The sequence below is a fragment of the Acinetobacter sp. AOR18_HL genome (genome assembly GCF_027855145.1).
Lineage (GTDB): Bacteria > Pseudomonadota > Gammaproteobacteria > Pseudomonadales > Moraxellaceae > Acinetobacter > Acinetobacter pittii.
The window spans coordinates 92574-117669 of the sequence record NZ_JAKTIG010000023.1 but is presented as its reverse complement, the minus strand read 5'-3'; the positions used below and the strand labels follow the sequence as shown (position 1 = coordinate 117669).

Here is a 25096-nt window from a genome sequence, read left to right as displayed (position 1 = left end):
TGCTTTTGCTGTATTAAAAATAAAAAAACCACCCCAAATGGGGTGGTTTTTCATAAAGAAATAAAATTATTTCTCTACACCAGCTGGTTGACCTGCAAGTTTTGCATTTGCATAGTCCCAGTTCACAAGGCTTTCTAGGAAAGTTGCGATGTATTTAGGACGTAAGTTACGGAAATCGATGTAGTAAGCATGTTCCCATACGTCAATTGTTAATACAGCAATTTGGCCATGTGCAAGTGGAGTGTCTGCATTAGAAGTTTTAGTAATAGATAATTTACCGTTTACTTCATCAGCAACTAACCAAGCCCAACCTGAACCGAATTGAGTTGTTGCAGCAGCAGTAAATTCTTCTGCAAACTTTTCGTAGCTACCAAAAGCTTCGTCAATTTTAGCAGCGATTGCGCCAGTAGGCTTACCACCACCATTTGGCTTCATGCTGTTCCAGTAGAAAGTGTGGTTCCAAACTTGAGCAGCATTGTTGAAAATACCAGCTTTAGATGCATCACCAGCAGTCGCTTTAATGATTTCTTCTAAAGTTTTACCTTCAAGGTCAGTCCCTTTGATTAAGTTGTTTAAGTTAACAACATAGGTATTGTGGTGTTTATCGTGATGGTATTCTAAAGTTTCTTTACTAATATGTGGCGCTAAATCATCATAGCCATATGGAAGTGCAGGTAAAGTAATGGTTGTCATGTTCCTATTCCTTGCATTTGCTGGGTTATACAATTAAGTGGCTCTATTGTAAATGATTCTGGTCACAATAGGGCATCGTTTTAAAGAACTATACACAATAAAGATCTAATTAATACGCATAACACAGATTGAAAAAAAGACTTAATTAAATCGGATTATTCAATTCAAAATATTCAGCTTCAATTGAAAACTGTTTTGAGATCGCTTGTGCCAAACGCTGAACTCCATAACGCTCAGTAGCATGGTGACCACAGGCGAAATAGTGAACCCCTAATTCTTTTGCTTCATAAAAAGTTCGTTCACTGACTTCACCTGAAATATAAGCATCACAATTTTGCAAAGCAGCTTTAGCAATAAAATCTTGAGCGCCGCCTGTACAGAAGCCTACTTTTTGAATGCTTTGCTTTTCTGCTGGCAAATGAATCACTTTAAAATCAAAACTGTTTTGAAGCTGTGCTTTAAACTCATCTACAGAAACTGCTTGCTCTAAATAACCAATATTACCAATCGGATGTTTCTCGGTTAAATCGAGTGGTTCTAAATTCTTCAAGTTTAGTTTTTCTGCAATCGCTACATTGTTGCCCAAAGTTGGGTGTGCATCTAAAGGTAGATGATAAGCGACTAATGAAATATTATTTTGAATGAGTTTTTTAATGCGGTTGCCTCGCATTCCAGTAATTGGATACGGTTCACCCTTCCAAAAATAACCATGATGTACGAGTAATAAATCTGCATTTTGAGCAATTGCTGCATCAATCGCATCTTCAGAAGCAGTAACTGCACAAACGATACGCTTTACTTCAGTTGAACCTTCAATTTGCAGGCCATTTGGTGCGTAATCTTTAAATTCTGCAGCTTTTAAGGTTTGGTCGCACCACTGAATAATTTCATGCAAATTTGCCATGATATTTCCTGAATTGAGTAGTAAATAATTGCTAAAGCTATAGAAACATATTTTGTTGTGTAACTAAAGCTAGACAAATCTTTTTTGACTTTTTTATGTATATCGACATATTTAATTTAAAATGCTTAACTGAAAACTCTTTTTGTTCAATATATTAATTTAATTAAAAACTTCTTTGCGTAGAGGATATGAACGTGCGCCGCACCTTTACATGGTTACCTTGGGTGTTACTTATTATTGTAATTGCCAGTTTTATTGCATGGCAAAAATACCATCAGCCGAAACCAACTGTTGCAGTTGATGGGGTGCAAATGCCTGCTGAGAAAGTTGAACCACTCGTTGATACTTCGCGAGCGGGCGGGGTGGTATCTTATAGCGCTGCAGTAAAAGTTGCAGCGCCAGCAGTTGTTAATATTTTTACGACCCAGAAAGTTAAACAAAATCATCCATTATTAAGTGATCCGGTCTTCCGCGAATTTTTTGGAAATCAGGTTCCAGAACAACAACAGCAAAATGAAAATAGCTTAGGCTCTGGGGTTATTGTACGAGCTGATGGTTATATTTTGACGAATAATCATGTGATTGCTCAAGCTGATCAGATTGTAGTTGCATTACATGACGGCCGTCGTGCAGAAGCAACCATTGTTGGAACAGACCCTGATACTGATTTAGCTGTAATTAAAATCGATTTAGATAAATTACCTGTATTGCCATTTAAACTCAGTGGTAATGAAGTAGGTGACGTGGTCTTAGCAATTGGTAATCCATTTGGTGTAGGCCAAACGGTAACTCAAGGTATTATTTCTGCGACTGAACGCTCTGATTTAGGCATTAATACCTATGAAGACTTTATTCAAACGGATGCCGCAATTAATCCAGGTAACTCTGGTGGAGCATTAATTGATGTGGCTGGGAATTTAATTGGTGTAAATACGGCTATTTTCTCTCAATCAGGTGGTTCTTTAGGAATTGGTTTTGCAATTCCCGCTAAAGTTTGCCAACAAGTTTTAAACTCAATTTTGAAAGATGGCCGTGTAGTCCGTGGATGGTTAGGGATTAGTTTAGTACCGCCTACACAAGAAGATGTATTAGCACCTAAACAGCAAATTGGTGTTGTGGTTGCAGATGTCTTGAAAAATGGTCCAGCTGCATCAGCAGGTATTAAGATTGGTGATAAAATTATTCAGGTGAATAATCAACAAATCACTTCAGCATCTCATTTGATTAATTATGTTGCATTACAAGCGCCTAACAGCGAAATTAATGTAATGGTCGAGCGAGATGGGAAGCAACAAAACTTTGTGGTGACAGTAGGGGAAAGAAAAAACCAAAATACTCAATCACAATTTATACCGCTGCCTAAACAGTAAAGATAAAAAAGCCTCGTAATGAGGCTTTTTTCTTGGTGTTAATTAAGTATGAGATAGTGCTTGATGCTGATGTTTGAACTCAGTTAAAGCATCAATACGGTACTGAATGAGCATTTCACCAATCTCAGCACCTTTAATGTTTTCAGGTAAATCCTGAACTTTAATAGAGCGAACGATTTGCATCGCATCCAAAATGTACTGAGCTTGTGGATAAGGTCGGTCTTCTAAACCTAACCTTCCTTTAGCATCACATTCACATGCTTGTACAAAAGCTTCTACTCTCTCAGGACGACGTAGTACGTCTAGACGCTGTAATAGGCGCCATACAGTTCCTGGTTTTAACGACATAATCTGATGACATTTTAGATGTTCTTTACATACTGATAATGCCAACTGTCGAGTTTGAGTTGGAACTTTTAAACGTTCACATAATTCGGTAACAGGTTTTACTCCACGTTCTTCATGCATGATGTGACGAGGAAGTTCGTTAGCTGGAGTCAATGCTTTACCCAAATCATGTACTAATACAGCAAATCGAACATCAAGCGAATAGTTTGACTTACAAGCTTGCTGTAAGGACATTAACGTATGTATGCCGCAGTCCACTTCTGGATGATATTCAGGGCGCTGTGGTACACCAAATAATGCGTCAATTTCAGGGAAAAGATGTTTCAACGCCCCACAGTCACGTAATGTTTGAAAATAAACATCTGCATGATCTTCTAAAAGTGCGCGAGAAGTCTCTTTCCACACACGTTCTGGTGTTAACGCATCAAGCTCACCTGATTTAGCCATGGTTTGCATAAGCTGCATTGTCTCTGGCGCAATCTGAAAACCATATGAAGAATAGCGAGCCGCAAAGCGTGCAACACGTAAAACACGTAAAGGATCTTCAGCGAAAGCTTCTGAAACATGACGCAAAGTTTTATTTTCTAAATCATTTTGACCGCCATATGGGTCGTATAGTTTGCCATCTTGATCCATTGCTATGGCATTGATGGTTAAATCACGGCGGATTAAATCTTCTTCTAAACTTACTGTGGTATCGGTGAAAAATTGAAAGCCGTGGTAGCCTTTACCAGATTTTCTTTCAGTACGTGCAAGTGCATATTCTTCTTTTGTTTCAGGATGAAGAAACACAGGGAAATCTTTGCCTACAGGTTGAAAACCTTGGGCGAGCATGTGTTCCGGCGTTGCACCGACAACAACATAATCTTTTTCTTGATAGGGATGCCCAAGTAAAAAATCACGGACGGCACCGCCTACTAAATACACTTGCATGAAAAAACCTCTATTCTTCAAGCAATCATGCTACAGAATAGAGGTTTTCTCAAGTCATTAGAGATGCTTTTCGTAAAAAGCAGTTTCTAAATTACTTTTCTTGTTGTTGGATTTCAGCAACAGTTAAAGCAGTCATATTGATAAGACGACGAGTTGTTGCTGTCGGTGTCAAAATATGAACAGGTTTTGCTGCACCAAGTAAAATTGGACCAATAGTAACGTTGTTACCAGAAGTCGCTTTCAATAAGTTAAATGAAATATTTGCTGCATCTAGGTTTGGCATAATGAGCAAGTTTGCAGAACCTTTGAAACGTGAGCCAGGGAATGCAAATTGACGAATGTTTTCGTCTAATGCTGCATCACCGTGCATTTCACCCTCAACTTCAAGCTCAGGAGCTTGCTCAGATAAAATACGATAAACTTCACGCATTTTTTGAGCACTTGAGTCAGTCTGGTCACTACCAAAACTTGAATGAGAAAGTAGGGCTACACGTGGAGTAATACCAAAACGACGTACTTCTTCAGCTGCTAAAATAGTCATTTCAGCAAGTTGTTCAGCAGTCGGGTTTGTATTTACGTATGTATCAGCAATAAACAAGTTACGATCTTCAAGCATTAATGCATTTAGCGTGAAGAAGTTATTCATACCTTCTTTTAGACCGATGACATTGCGTACAAAATCAAGGTGAATGTTATAGCTACTGTAAGTACCACATAACATACCGTCTGCTTTACCAAATTTAACCAGTAAAGATGCAATTAAAGTTGAACGGCGACGAGCTTCACGTTGAGCATATTCAACAGTAATGCCTTTGCGTTGCATTGTTTGATAGTAGTCTTTCCAAAACTCTTCATACATCGGGTTTTGTTCTTGATCTACAATCTCAATGTTTACGCCATGTTGTAAACGTAAGCCTAATTTTTTGATATTAGCTTCAATTACAGCAGTACGACCTACTAAAATTGGTTTAGCTAAATCTTCATCAACTGCGATTTGCACTGCACGTAATACGCGCTCATCTTCACCTTCAGCATATGCGATGCGTTTAGGATCAGTTTTTGCTTGAGCAAAAATCGGTTTCATCAAGAATGCAGAGTTATAAACGAACTCAGATAATTTTTGACGGTATGCAGAGAAATCTTCGATCGGACGAGTTGCAACACCTGAATCCATTGCAGCTTTAGCAACAGCAGGGGCAATTTCTAAAATTAAACGTTGATCAAGTGGACGTGGAATTAAGTAGTCACGGCCAAATGAAGCAGATTTTTCGCCATAAGTTGCTGCATCTGCTTCTACGTGTGCCATACGTGCAATTGCATGTACACATGCAATTTTCATGTCTTCATTAATCGTTGTTGCACCAACGTCAAGCGCACCACGGAAAATGTAAGGGAAACATAATGCGTTGTTTACTTGGTTTGGATAGTCAGAACGACCAGTTGCCATGATTACATCAGGACGTACTTCATGTGCATGTTCAGGTAAAATTTCTGGATCTGGGTTTGCCAAAGCAAAAATAATAGGGTTCTCAGCCATCTGTTTCACCATTTCTTTGGTGAGAATACCAGCAGCAGAAAGACCCAAGAACATATCAGCACCAGCCATTACTTCATGTAACTGAGTTGCTTTAATGTCTTGAACATAACGTTTTTTCGATTCATCCAAGCCTTCACGTGAAGTAGTGAGTAGACCGCGAGAATCGGCAACAATAATATTTTCTTTATTTACGCCTAAAGCACAAAGTAAATCTAAACAAGAAAGGGCAGCAGCGCCTGCGCCTGAAGCTACAATTTTGATTTCATCAATTTTCTTATTTACAAGTTGCAATGCGTTAAGCAAAGCTGAACCTACAATGATACTTGTACCGTGTTGATCGTCATGGAATACAGGAATTTTCATGCGTTCGCGAAGTTTCTTTTCGATATAGAAACATTCTGGCGCTTTAATATCTTCGAGGTTGATACCACCGAAAGTTGGCTCAAGAGAGGCAACAATATCTACAATTTTATCTGGATCGTTTTCTGCAATTTCGATGTCAAATACGTCAACACCAGCAAACTTTTTGAAGAGTACGCCTTTACCTTCCATTACAGGTTTAGACGCTAATGGTCCAATATTACCTAAACCAAGAACAGCTGTACCGTTACTGACTACGGCAACCAAGTTTCCGCGAGCTGTATATTTAGCAGCAGCAGATGGATCACGTTCAATCTCTAAACATGGCGCAGCAACTCCTGGTGAGTAGGCTAGAGCCAAATCTCGTTGGTTGACAAGTTGCTTACTTGGGGTGACGCTGATTTTCCCTGGGTTTGGATATTCATGGTAATTTAAAGCGGCCTGTTTTAAAGATTGATCGTCCATCTGAGTCTCTATTTGATACAAAAAAGCAAACTAGTCAAATTGCTCATTTAGGGAGAGGCAACTCACTTCTTTAACTACGCTTTAATTTTTACCAATTAAGAGAATAGTAGACGAATTGCCAATAGCCCCGTGGTGAGCTAAATGCTAAAGAATATAACACTACTTCTTTATTTCTCACAGTCAAAAACGCTCATTTTTGGAAAAAGCAGCATAGGTAAAATAGATGATTGGAACAATTAAGAAATATGCGGATTTGTTTGTAGATAAGGAATAATCTGCTCGGCAGGAATAGGGCGACTAAAGAAATAGCCTTGTAAAAAATCACATTGCTGTTTTTGTAGATAGGTGACTTGTTCTTTTGTTTCTACACCCTCAGCAACCAGTTTAAGTCCCATACTTTTACCCATCGCGATCATTGCATTTACAATTGCTTCTTGTTTGTGATCACCAATTTTCGAAATGAAAGCACGATCAATTTTTAATACGTCAATTGGGTACTCTGTCAGATAGGCTAAAGATGAATAACCCGTACCAAAGTCATCTAAGGCAATGGAGATATCTCGTTGTTTTATCGCATGTAATAGCGTTTTTACATTGGCAGTATTGTCTAAAAGGGCTGACTCTGTAATTTCAAGTTCGAGATCTGAACCTTGAATATTATATTTTTGCAAAACCTCATCTAAGTCATTGAGTAATAAGCCTCGATGTATTTGTTGAGCGACAATATTTACAGAGACTTGAATATTGATATAACCCGCATTTTTCCACTCTTGGAGTTGCTTTCCAACCTTATCTAAAACAACTTTCCCAATATCTGAGATCAGGCTACTACGCTCAGCAAATGGTATGAACATATTTGGGAGGATTAATCCTTTTTCAGGATGCTGCCAACGAATGAGTGCTTCAAAACCAATAATTGATTGATCGTGTAGATTAATTTTGGGCTGGTAATAAATGACAAATTCATCATTTTGAATGGCTTTACGTAATTCTTGCTCTAAATCGGCAGTTTTATATGAGTGATTTGTTTTATTGCAGTAATAGCAAATTGTATTACCACCTAAACGTTTTGCCTCGGAAAGAGCTTGCTCTGCATGATTGTTGAGATGATCAATTTGTCTGCCATGTTCAGGAAAACATGCAACACCGATAGATGCAGTAATAAAATATTCGTGATTATCAATGTAAAAAGGTGCATTGAGTGCTTGTAAAATGTTTTGGCAATATTGCTCAACATTTGGATGAATTGGCGAAATTTCATAAATGATTGCAAAATCATCACTATTTAAATAGGCGACTAAAATTGCATTGATATTGATTAAGCGTAATCTTTGTGCGAACTGTTTAAGTAATTCATCACCACTATCATTATTTAAAAATTCATTGAAAGCTCGGAAGCGGTCAATATTTACCCGTATTAATGCTAGATTTTTAATGTTATATGAAGGGTTTACAAGATATTGATGTAATTGATTGTAGTAGTAAAGACGATTAGGCAGATGGGTGAGGCTATCGTAGTTTTTTAAGTAAGATAGATGTTGCTCTTGGCGCTTTTGCTCAGTGAGGTCACGTGCAAATCCAATATAATTGGTAATTTGATTGAATTCATCTTTGACCACATTGATATGCAACCATAAATATACGCTTTTACCAGAACTAAACTTTTCGTCAAACTGACCCATATATTCTCCTGTCTCCAGGAGCTGTTGCGTTATTGATGCATGAAACTGTTGTTGCAATTCTTTTTGATTAATTGTAATGCTAAATAGTTCTTTATTCAGAAGTTCTGACTTAGAAAATCCAGTTAATTTTTCATAGTATGGATTAATATCAATATAGTTTAGGTGCTCATCTAAAATAAATATTCCTTCCGCAGCTTGCTCGAGCACAATTGCAGATAGCCTTAGATGTTCTTGATCCTTTTTCTCTTGATGTATATCACGGGTCATTCCCACCATACGAAGCGCTTTTTGTGTCTTTGGATCTCTGGTGATGACACGGCCTACATCATGAATCCATCTCCAAGAACCATCTCGACGTAAAATTCGAAAGGTGATATTAAAATGATCTGTAACGCCTTCCAAATGTTGTTTTAAACGTTCATCAAAAAGTTTTTTATCGCTTGGGTGTATACGATCTAATATGGTATTGAGATGAATAACGGCGGTTTGAGTTTGTTTTTGTTGATCGAAAAATGTAATTTCCAATCTTTGACTTTCAATATCCCAATCCCAAGGTCGAATACCCGCAGTTTCATGTGCAAAAGCTAAATTATAGTGATGGCTTTCGAGTTGCTCATTCATTTTGGTGAGGTCATAGGTACGTTCACGTACTTTTTGCTCAAGTAAATGATTATTAAATTGAAGCTGGGCTTCAATATCTTTGGACTTATTCACTTCTTGTTGGAGTTGTACACATAATTCTTCAGCCCATTGGGTATGCTGGTCTGAAATTTGAACAAGCTGTTTATTTTTTAATAATAATTGAGAGATCTTTTGGTAATTGCGTTGAGTTGCATATGCACAAAGCACAGTTGCGACAAAGGTGAGGTTATAGGCGAAATAAAAAGGTAGCTGAGTAATTGGATTATGTGTGAATTGAGCAATTAGTAGAGGGAGGGTACTAGGGATAAATAAGAGATAAAAATATCGGGGTTGCTGTGTTAAAAAAGTAAGGCCAATGATATGAGCCGAAGTAATAAATAAAGCAATTAAAATATGAGCATCTGGTAGTGCAATTAAGTCAGGAGGTAGATAAAAATGAATAATTGTGACATTTATTCCAATTAAAATTCCTGAGAATAAACAAATACTTTGTAAGGCACGATCAGCTTTTTTTGTAAAATCAATCGTGCGATAGTGAGTTAAAATATTTGGAATAAATAATAAGCAGACAAGAGCGACGACGGTAAGGCCAATAGACCAGCTAAATATTGTTATTGTAGATGAAAAATAGTAAGAAAAAATACCATATGAAATGAGGCACAGTAATATCAGGCTAATTAAATACCAGCGGATATATTGAGTTGAAAGTTTCAGCTGTTCAATTTTTGTTTGATGCTGTAGATATTCTTCCTGAAGCCCAGACATAAGATTTTTCTATCCTATTTTTTTACATATATACAGAAAGAATCTGATTTATCAGTGAAAAAGAATTTGAAATTTTATTCATACAATAAAAGTAAGTTAACTTTAAATAATGATTTAATCAATGTGCAGAGAACTTAGGTGGATAAAAATCGATAATTTAAAATAGATAAGGCAACAATAGGGGCAGTTTCTGTACGCAAAACTCGGTCACCAATGCACCAGTTCATGAATCCAGCTTGATTGGCTTGGGTAATTTCATTTTCACTTAGGCCACCTTCTGGGCCAATCAATAAGGCAAGTTCAGGCTGTATTTCCGCCAATACATCTTTTTGTTCTTTTTCTGGTGCTAAAACAAATTTAGATTGAGGAAGCTCAGAAGAACTTAACCATTCATGAAGAGAAATAGGCGCTAATACTTCTGGAACCAAATTGAGGCCACATTGTTCACATGCTGCAATTGCAACAGCTTGCCAGTGATCTAATTTTTTTTGATCTCGATCGTATTTTAAGCGCATTTCACAACGCTCACTTGTTAGCAATTGAATCTGGCTTACACCTAATTCAGTGGCTTTCTGAATGGCATAATCCATTCGATCGCCTTTACTCATGACTTGACCTAAAACAGCTTTAAAAGGGGCATCACGGTTTGCAGGGTTAAAATCCTCAATGGTGACAAACGCATTTTTTTTATTAATTTCGGACAAAGTCGCGAGATATTCACCACCTTGTCCATTAAATAGAGTCGCTTGTTCTTGTAGTTGTGCACGTAAAACGCGCACCCAATGATGGAATACTGATTCTGTCAGTTGAATTGTTGAGCCAACTGTAAGTTCAGTTTCGATAAAAAAACGGTTCATTGGGTACGCCTTACAAAATTAATTTAAACCAAGATCAACAACAAGTTGACGAGTTGGTTCGACTTGATTCATTGAATAGAAGTGTAAGCTTGGTGCGCCGCCTGCAATAAGGCGTTCGCATAACTTAACAACAACTTCATGACCGAAAGCTTTGATACTTTCACTGTCATCACCATAGGCTTGTAATTGCTTACGGATCCAGCGAGGAATTTCAGCACCCGTACCGTCTGCAAAGCGAATTAAGTTGCTTGCATTGGTAATAGGCATGATTCCTGGAGCCACCGGAATGTTAATTCCAGCTTGCTCTAAACGCTCTATAAAATAAAAGTACGAATCTGGATTAAAGAAGAATTGAGTAATTCCTGCATTGGCACCAGCTTGTACTTTTTCAATAAAACGTTGAATATCTGAATCAAGATTTTCAGCTTGAGGATGCATTTCTGGATAAGCTGCAACTTCAATATGAAAATGGTCACCTGAGTGCTCACGAATAAAACGTACTAAATCCTGTGCGTAAGGAAGTTCCCCAAGTCCAACCTGACCAGAAGGTAAATCACCGCGTAAAGCAACAATACGGTTAATACCTTGAGCTTTATATAAATCCAGTAACTCAGCAATACGAGCTTTATCATCACCAATACAAGAAAGGTGAGGTGCAACTGGTGTACCTTTACCATTGAAATCATCAATAGCAGCCAGAGTACGTTCGCGAGTAGAACCACCAGCCCCATAAGTAATTGAGAAAAACTCAGGGTTCAGAAGTTGTAATTCTTGGTGAACAATACGAAGTTTTTCAGCACCAGCATCAGTTTTTGGTGGAAAAAACTCAAAAGAAATAGGTGTACGTTTAGTCATGTCAAATCCTTGTAAACAGCGAAACATTTTAGAAAAAAGGGCAGTCGGTTCACCGTCTGCCCTTAAGTTCTTAGTATTTGTAAGCGTCAGACTTGAATGGGCCCTCAACAGCTACGCCTAAATAATCAGCTTGCTCTTGAGTTAACTGGGTAAGTACACCACCGAAACCTGCAACCATTGCAGCAGCAACTTCTTCATCAAGTTTCTTAGGAAGAACTTCTACACGAATTTTTTCAGCTTTTTCACTTGCAGGAAGGTCAGCAAATTTCTCTTGGAATAAGTGAATTTGACCTAAAACTTGGTTAGCAAAAGAACCGTCCATTACACGTGATGGGTGACCAGTTGCATTACCTAGGTTTACAAGGCGACCTTCAGAAAGAAGGATAAGGTAGTTATTTTCATCTTCTGAACGATAAACTTGGTGAACTTGTGGCTTAACTTCAACCCACTTGTAACCACGTAAATAAGCTGTATCGATTTCTGTGTCGAAGTGACCGATGTTACATACAACTGCACCAGCTTTTAAGCTGTCTAACATTGCTGCATCGCACACGTGGTAGTTACCAGTTGTTGTTACAACGAGGTCAGTGTTGCCAAGAAGATCTTGGTTAATATCTTCTTTTTTACCTGTTTGTACGCCGTTTTTGTATGGAGATACAACTTCATAGCCATCCATACATGCTTGCATTGCACAAATTGGGTCAACTTCAGTGACACGAACGATCATGCCTTCTTGACGTAAAGATTGAGCAGAACCTTTACCCACGTCACCATAACCCACTACAAGTGCACGACGGCCAGACAAAAGCATGTCAGTTGCGCGTTTGATTGCGTCATTTAATGAGTGACGGCAACCATATTTGTTGTCGTTTTTAGATTTAGTAACTGAGTCATTTACGTTGATTGCAGGAACTTTCAAAGAACCGTCTTTCCACATTTCGATAAGACGTTGAACACCTGTTGTAGTTTCTTCGGTAATACCGTGAATACGTTCTAAAAGAGCAGGGTATTTTTCATGAACAAGAGCAGTTAAATCACCGCCATCGTCCAAGATCATGTTGGCATCCCAAGGTTGGCCATTTACATTAATCTGTTGCTCTAAACACCATACGTATTCTTCTTCAGTTTCACCTTTCCAAGCAAACACTGGAATACCGCGAGCAGCAATTGCAGCAGCAGCGTGGTCTTGAGTAGAGAAAATGTTACATGATGTCCAGCGTACTTCAGCACCTAATTCAACAAGCGTTTCAATAAGAACAGCTGTTTGAATGGTCATGTGAATACAACCAAGAATTTTTGCGCCAGCAAGTGGTTTAGAAGCTGCATAGCGTTTACGTAAGCCGATCAAAGCTGGCATTTCTGCTTCAGCAAGTTTGATTTCTTTACGGCCGTAGTCAGCAAGAGAAATATCAGCAACTTTGTAATCTGTAAATGAAGCATTAACCGCGTTCATCAGGATCTCCTAGGAAAAAATAGTATTGATCATTCTGTTCGCGGATGCCGTTGTTGGTTAAAACGACTGTTTAACCGATCGTCGAGCCTGGCAAATTGATCTTTAGTGCCGATCAATTGTCGCAGCATCCCTCGACTAGCGAAACATTGTACTTGGAAAAGCTTTTAGTGCCAATCCAGTTTTGTTTATTATCTGCGTAATTATCACTTTAGATTCTAATTATGGCATTAAATATTCCCAAGTCATTGGCAAGCCTAGAGTCAAACTGTGGCGTTTTTGCAGTTTGGATGGTGCTTCAGCATCATGGAGTACAAATTGATGTGGTTGAGCTGATTAATGTTTGCCGACACGATGAAGGAGGCACCTATACTATTGCCTTAGCTGTTGCTTTAAAGAAACTAGGATTTGAAGTGTCATTTCATTCAGATGAGGATCCTAGCATTAGCCAAAGCGAACGTATGAGCTATAAAGAGGCAAAGGTATTAAAAATTCCAACTGGACCAGCGCTGAGCTATCAAGATATTCAAGCTGCAATTCAAAACGGAAAAATGGTGATTGTCTACTACGATACTTTAGAAGGTATTGGAAATCAGTCGCTCATTTATTCTATAGATCAAAATGAAATCTGCTTTTTTGATAGTTTTGATCCGATGTCAGCGGCAGTTTTTGAAAAGCAGCGTCAAGTAGAGGGGATTTGCCGTCAGGCTATTGTGATTGATGATCGTAATTTTCAGATGCATTCATCCAAAATGAATTAGATAAAAAGAGCCAGTAGAGTGCTGGCTCATATTGAAGTTATTTTTGTTGATATTCTTGAATTATTTCTAAAGCAGCACGAAAAGCTTCTTGTGTAGCAGGGGCGCCGCAATATGGCAGGCTGTGCAATAGAGTTTCTTGAATCTCTTCAACTGTACAACCATTGTTGAGTGCACCACGAACATGGCCTTTGAGTTCGGTTGGTGATTTTAGTGCCGTGAGCATTGCCAAAGTAATTAATGAGCGATATTTACGAGGTAGCACACCTTCACGTTGCCAAGTCGATCCCCATGCATGCTCGTTAATCCAGTCTTGCACAGGCTGGGTAAAGGGTACGGTATTTTCTTGTGCACGCTTTACAAAAGCTTCTCCCATCACTTCTGTGCGAACTTTTAATCCATTTTCGTAATCTTGCTTAGACATTAATTTCTCCTAAAAATAAAAGCGTCGATTGACGCTTTTATAGCTGTTTATTAATTAATGCGAATCAAAAATGATTGCAATAGTGAATTAGTGGAGGCATCAGTCACTAAATTTGATGAGGGTTCGACAAAGGAAGATCTTTATTTAAATCTTCATCAAACACATCTGTAAGCATGCTATCGAATCGAATTGCGTTGTATTGCAATAATTGTTGAGCTTCGCTTTCAGAAATAAAGCCTTCTTTTATCGCTTGTGCAATATTCTCTTCGAAAGTCAGTCCTGTAAATTTGCCTTTAGATTCAGCTTTTTTAAACTTATCCCAAAGCGGTTCAAGCGTTCGCAGAATTTGGAAAGTATGCTCTAAACGACCAGTTACATCATCGGCTTTGGTTGAATAAAATACGTGATGTTTAAGCTGTTCTCTGAAAGGGTGCTCTTGCATCATAAGTTCAGCGACTTGTTGTTTTAATTCATCATCTGGTTTTGAAATGACACGACCAAAAGGGAAACAGATCCATTTTACAAATGCTGCTGGAAGTTTGGCTGGGAAGTTTTCAAATAATCCCCAAAATGCTTCCTGAATATTCAAGAAAGCTTTTTGTAGCGCTAATTTAGCGTGAAGTTGTTCAGCTTCAGTTTTTTGTCCAGCTTCATAAAATTTTAAAATCGCAGTAGAAATAAAGAGGTGCGCGTGAATATCTGCCAAGCGGCCTGATAACATTTCTTTGCGTTTTAGATCTCCTGCAAGTAAGCCAAGTGACATATCTGAAACAAGTGCGAAGTTGGCACTAAAACGATTAATCGTTTTATAGTAACTTGCAGTGAATTGATCTGCTGACTGAGGCGCATCGCTTGAGCCACCTGTCCAACCGTAGGCAAATGATCTAGCACCGCGATTAAAGGTATAGGCTAAATGTTTAAATAACAAATCATCGAATTTTTTGACTGAGTTATTTTTATCTTCAGATTGAAGGAGTTGTAACTCTTCAAATAGATAAGGATGACAACGCATTGAGCCCTGACCAAAAATCATCAATGAACGGGTCAAAATATTTGCGCCTTCTACTGTAATAGCAATCGGAATCGCTTGATAGGTAAGTGCAAGGAAATTACGTGGTCCAAGTTGAATAGCACGTCCTCCAGCAATATCCATTCCGTGATTGACAACTTTACGCATCGTTTCAGTTGCATAATATTTTGCCATAGCAGTCATCACAGCAGGTGTTCCACCTTGGTTTAGGCCACATGTCACTAAATAACGGAATGCTTCAAGCATATAGGCATCGCTGGCAATTTCACTAGTTGCTTCTTGTACGCCTTCAAATTTACCGACAGAAATATTAAATTGCTGGCGAATTTTTGCAAAAGCACCAACGGTTAAATAGCTCATTTCACCTGCGGCTGTGGCTAGAGCTGGAAGGGAAATACCACGACCAACACCTAAGCACTCCATGAGCATACGCCAGCCTTTACCAGCATTTTCTTGACCACCAATAATCCAGTCAATAGGAATAAAAATATCTTCTCCTTCTACTGTTCCATTCATAAATGGTGAACCAGGATAATGTCGTGCTCCAATTTTCACACCTGTATGACTTGCAGGAATTAAAGCACAAGTAATACCGTATTCTGTTTTGTTTTTATCTCCGAGTAGGCCTTCTGGGTCATAAAGTTTAAATGCTAAGCCAACAACGGTGGCAATTGGTGCGAGCGTAATCCAGCGTTTAGAGAAATTCATTCTTAGCCCAAGAACTTGAGCACCTTCATATTCGCCGTAGCAAACAACACCCGAATCTGGAATCGCGCCTGCATCTGAACCTGCTTCTGGACTGGTTAAACCAAAGCATGGGATCTCTTCACCTTTAGCAAGGCCCGGTAAATACTGCTGTTTTTGTGCATCTGTACCGTAGTGCATGAGTAGCTCACCCGGACCTAATGAGTTTGGAACCATACAACTCACAGCTGTGGTGAGTGAGCGGGAAGCAATTTTGCTCATAATACGACTTTGGGCAAATGAGCTAAATTCTTTGCCGCCAAAGGATTTTGGAATAATGAGTCCTAAAAAACCCTTATCTTTAATAAATTGCCAAACTTCTGGTGGTAGATCTTTTAAGTGATGATGAATTTCCCATTCATCTAGCATGCTACAAAGGAGCTCAACTTCATTGTCGATAAAACTTTGTTCTTCTGCTGACAAGGTTGGGTAGGGATATTTTTCAAATTGTGACCAATCGGGTGCCCCCATAAATAATTCTTTTTCCCACCAACTGGTACCTGCCTCTAAAGCCTCTTGTTCAGTCGTACTGATGCTCGGCATTGAGTTTGCTAATGTTTTATATGCAGGTTGAGTAATCAGATTAAAGCGTAATGGTGCAAATAAAATAATGATACTAAGGGCAATAAGGGGAATACCTAAAAGGAGAGCCCATGGCGTTAATATGAGTGCAGTAAGTATGGCTACAGCAATCGTAATAACACTACCAATGGTTCTGTTTAGATTAAAAAAGAAAATTGCCCATATTGCAAAAAGCTGAATGACAACGCTTAAAACAAAGAGTAGGAAAATCATACTTGCTCCTTGCTAGATAAGCCCTCAAGTTAGAAGTTACAAAAAAGCGAGGAGAGATTTAAGGCTTAACTAGCTAATTTTTAATGCTGTTTAAATTTAATTTTTTATGTCGCAATTGATGTATATGCTAGAGCAGGGATATATCGTACTTTTAGGTATAAGATATTTTTAAGTGAAAGTGTAATGGGTTGTTTTATCGATTTGTCAAGAAATGTTATTGATTTTCTTATACAAATAAAAAGCCCTCTGAAGTAGAGGGCTTTTATAGATATTTAAATTTTAAGCTTCGACAACTTGAACAGCGATTTTTTTAGCTGGATCTACTTTGCGACGAACTTCCGGTACTGGTTCACCGTGGTATTGACGATCAGCAAAGTAACTTGAACGAACCATTGGTGCAGACCAAATATTTCTAAAACCAAGTTTACGGCCATGCTCTGCATAACGTTCGAACTCTTCTGGCGTTACAAAGCGGTCAATTGGCGCGTGTTGTTTAGAAGGTTGTAAGTATTGACCAATAGTCACATAGTCAACATCATGAGCACGCAAGTCATCAAGCAATGCAATAACTTCTTCTTCAGTTTCACCGATACCCACCATCAAACCGCATTTTGTTGGGATGTCAGGACAATATTCTTTAAACATTTTTAATAAGTTTAAAGAATGTTGATAGTCTGAACCTGGACGCATTGCTTTATATAGACGTGGCACAGTCTCAATGTTGTGGTTAAATACGTCTGGCGGACATTCAGTCATAATGCGTAAAGCAATGTCCATACGTCCACGGAAATCTGGTACTAAAATCTCAAGCAATGTATTTGGGCTTAGTGCACGAGCTTCTTTAATACAGTCCACAAAGTGTTGTGCACCGCCGTCAAGTAAGTCATCACGGTCAACCGAAGTAATTACCGCATATTTGAGCTTAAGATTAGCAATTGTCTCTGCCATGTGACGAGGTTCATCTGCATCGAGTGCATTTGGACGACCATGTGCTACATCACAGAAAGGGCAACGACGTGTACAAATATCACCCATGATCATGAATGTTGCTGTACCACCACCAAAACATTCTGGTAGGTTTGGACAAGCAGCTTCTTCACAAACGGTATGGAGTTTTTGAGCACGTAAAGTGGTTTTAATACGCTGAACTTCTTCTGGTGCCGTCATCTTGACACGAATCCAGTCAGGTTTACGCGGCACTTCAACCGTAGGTACAACTTTTACAGGAATTCTTGCGACTTTTTCTGCGCCACGAAGTTTTACACCCTGTTCAGGTTTACGGTGTTCTGACATATTTAACTTTTCCACTCGTTTATAGAGACATTGACATTGTATTATAGCGAACTTCTGCAGTTAATAGCGGAAAATAACTATTCATATAATAAATGTGGTTATTCAGAAATATAGGGTTGAGAAATACATAAATTCACCGCATATTAGCCATAATTTATTATAAAATATGGTCATTCAAGTGAGGAAGGAGCTTTCAATGCCACGTAAAAAAGAGGTCGTTAGTGGGAATTTCGTTAAATACGATGCGGTAGTTCTCGGTTCTGGACCTGCAGGTGAAGGCGCGGCAATGAAGCTTGCAAAAGCGGGTAAGCGTGTTGCAATTGTAGATGTGCGTGATCAACTGGGTGGTAACTGTGCACACGTTGGTACCATTCCAAGTAAAGCATTACGTCAAACAGTTTCTAGTATTATTCGCTATCAGCGCGATCCAATGTTTCAAAAAGTAGGTGAATGGAAACAGTTCACCATGAAACAGGTTTTGCGTAATGCACACAAAGTAATTCAACAACAGGTTGATACGCATACACGTTTTTACGATCGCAATAAAATCGGTGTATTCCACGGCCGTGCATATATTCAAGATAAAAATACAGTTTTAGTTTTTAGCCATGAAGGCATTAAAGAAACAATTATCTGTAAGCAAATTGTGATTGCTACAGGTAGTCGTCCTTATCATCCGCAAGGTTTAGACTTTGATCATCCTCGCGTATTCGATTCGGACAAAATCCTTGATCTTGATTATTCAATTCAAAAAATCATTATTTACGGCGCAGGTGTTATTGGCTGTGAATATGCCTCAATCTTTATTGGTCTAGATCATAAAGTTGACTTGATTAATACTCAGCAAAAATTATTAAGTTATCTAGATGATGAAATTGCTGATGCTTTGTCTTATCACTTACGTGAACAAGGTGTATTGATTCGTCACAATGAGCAAATGGATCATCTTGAAACGTTTGATGACCATGTTGTACTGCATTTACAAAGTGGTAAAAAGATTAAAGCCGATGCGATTCTTTGGTGTAACGGCCGTTCAGGTAACACAGAAGGCTTAGGTCTTGAGAATGTTGGGTTAGTACCAAATAACCGTGGTCAACTTTCAGTAAATGATCAATACCAAACTGAAGTTGAAAATATTTATGCTGCTGGTGACGTGATTGGTTGGCCATCACTTGCTTCTGCTGCTTATGACCAAGGGCGCTGTGCTGGCGCAAACATGAGTGGTGAAGATGCGAAGCCAGTACGTGATATCCCAACAGGTATCTATACCATTCCAGAAATCTCATCAATTGGTAAAAATGAACAGGAACTAACGGAAGAGAAAATTCCGTATGAAGTAGGTCAAGCTTCTTTCCGTCATTTGGCTCGTGCGCAAATTACTGGTGATACAGTGGGTGAGTTAAAAATTCTTTTCCACCGCGACACTATGGAAATTTTAGGTATTCATTGTTTTGGTAATAACGCTGCCGAAATTATCCACATTGGGCAAGCAGTTATGCACAGCCCAAACAATACTCTGAAATATTTTGTTGAAACAACGTTTAACTATCCAACAATGGCAGAAGCATATCGTGTAGCTGCGCTTAATGGTATGAATCGTTTGTTTTGATTTTAAATAAGTTTTCCATAAAAAAGCCCGCAAACTTGCGGGCTTTTTTATTTTCATTAGACCATAGGTTTTTTATATTTTTATGACAATTTGCAGTATGCGTCTGGCTGTCTATATCTCTAGTGGGCACAAAATGCTTGATTGAAATATACAAATAAATCAGGAGTTTGTTTCCATAAAATGATTGAACATGCCAGCAGAGTAATCACGAGCAAAGTCATAATTGTTTTCAAAAGTAAGGCATTATGCGTCATGAATAACAGCCTCCTCATTTACAAAGAAATGTACGATTACCCCTAATATACTCAAAGCTATTGAACATAGCCAAATCGCATTGTAATTACCTGTTAAGTCATGGTTAACACCGCCAAGCCAACCGCCAAAGAAAGAACCGACTTGATGGGTGAAAAACACAATACCACTTAACATTGAAAGGTATTTAACACCGAACATATTCGCTACAATGCCGTTGGTAAGTGGAACTGTAGAGAGCCATAAAAGTCCCATAATGACGCCAAAAGCATATACCGTATAAGTGCTTAGAGGTAATAATAAAAAGGCGATGATTGCGATGCCACGGCTACCGTAAAGTGCCATCAATAATTTAGGTTTTGAGAAACGATCTCCTAACCAACCAGCACCATAAGTCCCCACAATATTAAATAGTCCAACTAGTGCCAGAAACACAGTGCCTGTAGCTGCATCAAAGCCGTGATCGATTAAATAGCCCGGCAGATGAACACCTAAAAAGACCACCTGAAATCCACACACTAAAAAGCCTAAAGCTAACCACCAGAACGGCTTATGTTTTCTAGCAATATTCAGTACTTGTTTAAATGTGAGTTGAGGTTGAACAATTGCTTTTAGCGTTTGATTGCTTGGTCCTTTTAGCATCCATGCTAGGGGAATGATAAACGCAATTAACAGCGCACTCACCATTAAAGCTGACGACCATCCTACCGTTTTAAGCAAGAGAAGGGTGGAAGGTAGCATAATAAACTGACCAAAAGAGCCTGCTGCACTGGCAATACCCATTGCCATACTTCTTTTTTCTGGAGGGGCAGCTCGGCCTACTGCACTCAGTAAAACCGTAAAAGAGGTTGCTGATAAAGCTAAACCAATAATAAGACCTAAGCTTAAATTCAAAATGAGTACACTTGAACTAAAAGCCATTAAAAGTAGGCCTAGGGTATAAAGTAAGCCACCAACAGCAACTACAACTTTACTGCCATATTTATCTGCAATTGCACCGGTAAAAGGCTGAACAGCTCCCCAGATCAGGTTCTGCATGGCTATCGCAAGACTAAAAACATGCTGTCCCCAGCCAAATTCATGGCTCATGGGTACAAGGTAGAGACCGAAACCATGACGGACACCTAATGAAAGGGCCAAAATAATTGCACTGCCAATCAGCATATAGATGAGGGACTGAGAAAATTGGTTGCCAGTTTTAGTCATGATTAATGGAAAATTATAATAATGATGATTTATTGTAGAAGATATATCGAAAAATATCGATATAGTTAGAGGGAATATTTAAGAAGAATTAAAAAGTTCTTAAGGATCGTATTTTATGAGAAGGAAATTAAAGAAGCAGACACCATTTTGATCTCTGCTTCTTGTAGAAATTATGCTGCGGAATTACGTTCAAGTAATGCTTGTTCAAAAAGTACTTGTTCTTTTTCTTTATGTTCAGTCGTGAAGCGAATTAGAATTACGCTACAGCCAGCGATTATAACCAACCCACCTAAAATAAATAGACAAGTTTGAATATCGAGTACACCTTTTAATAAGAAACCAGCTGCAACTGCACCAACATTACCACCTGCACCAATAATGCCTGCAACACCACCTAATGCATTACGATCAATAAATGGTACAAGAGCATATGTCGCGCCACAAGCCATGTGAGTAAACAGGGCAAAAATCGTCATAGAAATAATTGCAAGAGCTATCACATTCATTTGAGAGAAAAGAATTAAGAATAAACCTTCACCTAAAATCATGAGTACTAGTACTTTAGTACGGCCATCTAAACCTTTTTTGAGTGCGACTTTATCGGAAATAATACCGCCAAGTGCACGAGCAAAGAGTGCAAGAAGACCAAATATCCCCGCGGTTAAACCAGCAGTTTTTAAATCCATTTTGAAGTGATCAACATAGTACATTGCTGCAACGTTATGGATAAAAATTTCAATACCGAAACATGCACCGTAAGCCACAAATAAAATCCAGACACGGTAGTTACGAGCAGCTTGCATCAAAATTGCCATGCCACCTTTTTTACCACTGCCAACTTCAATACCTTGTGCGCGGACTTCTTTGAAGTTTCCTTGAGGACAGTCTTGGGTGAGTTTCCAATAAAGAATACCAACAATGACCATCATTACGCCTGGTACGATTAATGCAACACGCCAACACATAGTTTGTTCGACACCGAACATGACAATTGCACTAAGTAATAAAGGCATTAGAGCTTGGGTTGCACCGCCACCAGCATTACCCCAACCAGCTGCTGCCGCATTTGCTGTACCTACAACATTAGGTGCAAACATAACGCTTGTATGATATTGCGTAATAACAAAGCTTGCGCCAATTGCACCAATCAGTAAGCGGAAGAATAAAAAAGACTCATAACTGTTAGCAGCAGCAACGCCAAATACAGGAATACTGCCAAGCAAGAGAAGGGCTGTATAGGTAATCCTCGGGCCATATTTATCACAAAGCGGACCGACAACGAGTCTTACTAAAATCGTAATTGCAACGGCGGCAATATTGATATTGGCAATTTGATCTTTGGTTAAGCCGAACTCACCTTTAATAACCGGCATGAGTGGTGCGCAAGCAAACCATGCGAAGAAGCACACAAAGAATGCGAGCCAAGTCATGTGGAAAGCGCGCATTGCAGGAGTAGAAAAGCTAAATAATTTTATTTCAGTTGCTTTTTTTGCATCTAGATTGATATTTGAAGACATACGCCGTCCCTCTGAACTGAACGAAATTTTAATTTGCATGGCAATTTATTGCCTATCTGCAGACCGATCAGAGCGGACATCGTTGGCCGTCTTGGTTTATTCATTGAATCATCGTTGACTCATCATGCTGTAAATAAAGCAAGGGTCGTGCCAAAAAATTATTTTTACTAAAAAGGAAAAATTACTTTCTAATTCTATTGGGTTAGTTTATTAAAAATAAAATTAATTAAAAAATAGAAATAAATCAGTAAATGCTCATAAGAGAGGAATACGGTAAATTTTTTCTATCGGCTTTATAAAAGTGCTCATTTTTTTAGCATTTTGATTTAAAAAGAAGCAAAATGTAAAAAAAAGAAAGCTATAAAAACATGCATAAGTTTTTATAGCTTTGGGTGACACAAAAATTAGAAGCGGTAACCGACACCAACATATGTAATGAGGGGGTCAATATCAATTTTGGTATTCGCTTTAATTAGCTCTTTACCTGTATTTTGGTCAGTCACATAGATTTTTGCTTCATTATTCATTTTGGAATATGAAACTGAACCAACAGCAAACCAGTTTGGGTTGAAGTCATAAGATGCACCTAAAGTCACAATAGGGGCAAAAGTATCGGTTGCTTCTAGTTTAACGATAGGGTTTGCTGATGATGTTTTTCGATCTAATGCTGCACCTGCTTTACCATCATGGATATTCTGGATCATGTGACCCGCTTGAATTAAATCGGCCTCAATACCGGGATTCATTTTTAAATCATTAAAGTATGCATACATCACGCCAGCCCCGATATAAGGACGGAACTTATTTACCCCTGATTTACCAAATTGATAATGTAGTTCAACGGCTGGTAACCATGCACGAGCAGTCGCAGCCTTACCCCCCCTGAGAAAGATCAGTAATATGCAGGTCTTGTTTTAAAGGAATATCTCCACCTGCCTTGGAAATTCCATCTCCTATGATTCCTCCAATCGAAGATCCATCTTTTAGTGGAGTCGCTTTTCCAGAAAGGGGAGCGTAAATATTACCTTTTCCATTAATATCTACTTTAGGAGGAATACCACCTTTAATTTCTAAAGATAAATTGTCCGTAAAGTTGTAATTAAACATAAGACCAACAGTATCAACATCAGCAGCTTCTAAGCCAGAACCTTGTTGTTGCCATTGAGAAAGACCATTAACTTCTGCTGTACCTGCAAGTGATGAGGGAAGAGTGTCTGTAAACTTATCAAGAAGGCTAATAGTGCTATACCAGAATTTTCCTGAAGTTTTACTTTGGTCGATTGCATCTAAAACGGCTTTTGTAGATACATCTCCAACTTTAGATGTTGTACCTTCTGCAACGCTAGTATTGATATTGACAGGGTTTCCTGAGCCTTGAGGCATAGCATGGAGCCAACCAGCAGAGACAGAAAAACGTTTGAAGCCATCGCCATCTTTAAAACTAAAATATGGTGAAGCGGCATAAGTGAATGTTGGCAGAGCAAAAAAGGCAACTGTCATACAAAATAATGACTTTTTCATCATAAAAGGACTCCATGTCCGAGCATTTGTTTACTGATTTTTATTGAGCTCACCATAACGCGTTTTATTGAAATAATTGTGTATTAAAAATTAATAATTGTAATTTTTTTGAAATATTTGTTTATATTTAGAAAGATTTATTAATAAAAAGTACATAATAAATAATAAAAGACTACACAAAGTAGCCTTTTATTTAAGTTTTTTAAATTATTGGTTGAAGCGAGATAAGTCTTCTTCAGGACGAGCAGTTAAGACTTCAATGCCTGTTTGGGTGACTAAAATAGTATGTTCATACTGAGCTGAAAGTTTATGGTCTTTGGTTACGACAGTCCATTTGTCACCTAACAATTTAGTTTGCCATACGCCAGCATTTACCATAGGTTCAATCGTAAAAGTCATACCTGCTTCTAAACGCATACCTGTACCAGCTTGACCATAATGGAGTACTTGAGGTTCATCATGGAAAACAGTTCCAATACCGTGACCACAATATTCGCGTACTACACTAAAACGTTCTGATTCGACATACTTTTGGATTGCGTGGCCGATATCACCTAAATATGAACCATCTCTAACAGTTGCCATCCCACGATACATCGCTTCTTGAGCAACTTTGCATAGACGGTTGGCTAAAATAGAAGTTTCACCACCAACGACATACATCATGTTGGTATCGCCGTGATAACCATCTTTAATGACAGTAACGTCAATATTAAGGATGTCACCATTTTTTAAAATTTTATTTTCAGAGGGAATACCATGACAGACAACATGGTTAACCGAAGTACAAATAGAGTGTTGAAAAGCAGGGCGCCCAGGAGCTCCACCATAGCCTACACATGCAGGAATAGCATGTTGCACATTTTCAATGTGATTACGACAAATGGTATCAAGTTCAAGTGTACTTACACCTGCCTTAATATGGGGCTTGATCATCTCTAGAACTTCAGCCGCCAGTCGTCCTGCAATGCGCATTTTTTCAATTTCATCTGGAGTTTTGATTAATCGACGTGGAGCTGTATAAGTACTGTTCATGATCTCTAAAAACTTTTGGTAATTTACAAGTGTCTATGGTATAAATAGCCG

Annotated in this window: 17 protein-coding genes and 1 pseudogene; 3 read left to right on the top strand and 15 right to left on the bottom strand. The window is 38.5% G+C overall.

Features of this window, described 5'->3' with window-relative positions:
• Nucleotides 1–66 precede the first annotated feature (66 nt).
• Entirely contained in the window at nt 67–693 is a 627-nt protein-coding gene (locus tag MKL51_RS05685; protein ID WP_000208083.1) for a superoxide dismutase, read from the bottom strand.
• Between the two features lie 145 nt (nt 694–838).
• Nucleotides 839–1597 carry a Nif3-like dinuclear metal center hexameric protein gene (locus tag MKL51_RS05680; RefSeq protein WP_001284932.1) on the bottom strand — a complete coding sequence of 253 codons (759 nt, stop codon included), beginning with the start codon at nt 1595–1597 and terminating at the stop codon, nt 839–841.
• A 194-nt stretch (nt 1598–1791) separates the two neighbouring features.
• Between MKL51_RS05680 and MKL51_RS05675 the strand changes: the two genes are divergently transcribed.
• A complete protein-coding gene (locus tag MKL51_RS05675; protein WP_005068179.1) occupies nt 1792–2967 on the top strand; it encodes a S1C family serine protease in 1176 nt (391 codons plus the stop codon).
• Nucleotides 2968–3009: 42 nt separating this feature from the next.
• On the opposite strand, the gene MKL51_RS05670 is transcribed toward MKL51_RS05675, so the two are convergent.
• From MKL51_RS05670 to ahcY, 6 genes are all read right to left on the bottom strand, one after another.
• Complete coding sequence (locus tag MKL51_RS05670) at nt 3010–4248, bottom strand: multifunctional CCA addition/repair protein (protein WP_017480721.1); 1239 nt, start codon at nt 4246–4248, stop codon at nt 3010–3012.
• A gap of 91 nt (nt 4249–4339) precedes the next feature.
• Nucleotides 4340–6610, bottom strand: a complete 2271-nt coding sequence (locus tag MKL51_RS05665; protein ID WP_002118176.1) for an NADP-dependent malic enzyme — start codon at nt 6608–6610, stop codon at nt 4340–4342.
• Between the two features lie 236 nt (nt 6611–6846).
• The gene (locus tag MKL51_RS05660) at nt 6847–9699 is read right to left on the bottom strand and encodes a putative bifunctional diguanylate cyclase/phosphodiesterase (protein ID WP_017480722.1); all 2853 of its coding nucleotides are present in this window, start codon (nt 9697–9699) and stop codon (nt 6847–6849) included.
• Nucleotides 9700–9833: 134 nt separating this feature from the next.
• Nucleotides 9834–10556 carry a 16S rRNA (uracil(1498)-N(3))-methyltransferase gene (locus MKL51_RS05655; protein WP_032005268.1) on the bottom strand — a complete coding sequence of 241 codons (723 nt, stop codon included), beginning with the start codon at nt 10554–10556 and terminating at the stop codon, nt 9834–9836.
• 18 nt (nt 10557–10574) lie between these two features.
• Complete coding sequence (metF, locus tag MKL51_RS05650; RefSeq protein ID WP_017386552.1) at nt 10575–11411, bottom strand: methylenetetrahydrofolate reductase [NAD(P)H]; 837 nt, start codon at nt 11409–11411, stop codon at nt 10575–10577.
• A gap of 70 nt (nt 11412–11481) precedes the next feature.
• Nucleotides 11482–12864: an adenosylhomocysteinase gene (gene ahcY / locus MKL51_RS05645; RefSeq protein WP_032035703.1), complete on the bottom strand. Its 1383-nt coding sequence runs from the start codon at nt 12862–12864 to the stop codon at nt 11482–11484.
• Nucleotides 12865–13085: 221 nt separating this feature from the next.
• Here ahcY and MKL51_RS05640 point away from each other — a divergent pair, with 221 nt between their 5' ends.
• Entirely contained in the window at nt 13086–13622 is a 537-nt protein-coding gene (locus MKL51_RS05640; RefSeq protein WP_032005272.1) for a cysteine peptidase family C39 domain-containing protein, read from the top strand.
• Between the two features lie 37 nt (nt 13623–13659).
• On the opposite strand, the gene MKL51_RS05635 is transcribed toward MKL51_RS05640, so the two are convergent.
• The 3 genes from MKL51_RS05635 to lipA all read right to left on the bottom strand — a co-directional run bounded on the left by MKL51_RS05635 (nt 13660) and on the right by lipA (nt 17905).
• On the bottom strand, nt 13660–14043 hold the full coding sequence (locus MKL51_RS05635; RefSeq protein WP_032005273.1) for a carboxymuconolactone decarboxylase family protein: 384 nt from the start codon (nt 14041–14043) through the stop codon (nt 13660–13662).
• Nucleotides 14044–14149: 106 nt separating this feature from the next.
• Entirely contained in the window at nt 14150–16612 is a 2463-nt protein-coding gene (locus MKL51_RS05630) for an acyl-CoA dehydrogenase (RefSeq protein ID WP_032042286.1), read from the bottom strand.
• Between the two features lie 279 nt (nt 16613–16891).
• Nucleotides 16892–17905: a lipoyl synthase gene (gene lipA, locus MKL51_RS05625; protein WP_002118167.1), complete on the bottom strand. Its 1014-nt coding sequence runs from the start codon at nt 17903–17905 to the stop codon at nt 16892–16894.
• Nucleotides 17906–18101: 196 nt separating this feature from the next.
• On the opposite strand from lipA, the gene sthA reads away from it, so the two are divergent.
• A complete protein-coding gene (gene sthA, locus MKL51_RS05620; RefSeq protein ID WP_002118117.1) occupies nt 18102–19514 on the top strand; it encodes a Si-specific NAD(P)(+) transhydrogenase in 1413 nt (470 codons plus the stop codon).
• Nucleotides 19515–19757: 243 nt separating this feature from the next.
• On the opposite strand, the gene MKL51_RS05615 is transcribed toward sthA, so the two are convergent.
• From MKL51_RS05615 to map, 4 genes and pseudogenes are all read right to left on the bottom strand, one after another.
• Nucleotides 19758–20972 carry an MFS transporter gene (locus MKL51_RS05615; RefSeq protein ID WP_032042287.1) on the bottom strand — a complete coding sequence of 405 codons (1215 nt, stop codon included), beginning with the start codon at nt 20970–20972 and terminating at the stop codon, nt 19758–19760.
• A gap of 170 nt (nt 20973–21142) precedes the next feature.
• Nucleotides 21143–22489, bottom strand: coding sequence for an MFS transporter (locus MKL51_RS05610; protein WP_270904194.1), 1347 nt, complete (start codon nt 22487–22489; stop codon nt 21143–21145).
• A 404-nt stretch (nt 22490–22893) separates the two neighbouring features.
• Nucleotides 22894–24013, bottom strand: a pseudogene (locus tag MKL51_RS05605) (OmpW/AlkL family protein).
• Between the two features lie 204 nt (nt 24014–24217).
• Nucleotides 24218–25045 carry a type I methionyl aminopeptidase gene (gene map, locus MKL51_RS05600; protein ID WP_002118165.1) on the bottom strand — a complete coding sequence of 276 codons (828 nt, stop codon included), beginning with the start codon at nt 25043–25045 and terminating at the stop codon, nt 24218–24220.
• Between the last annotated feature and the right edge of the window lie 51 nt (nt 25046–25096).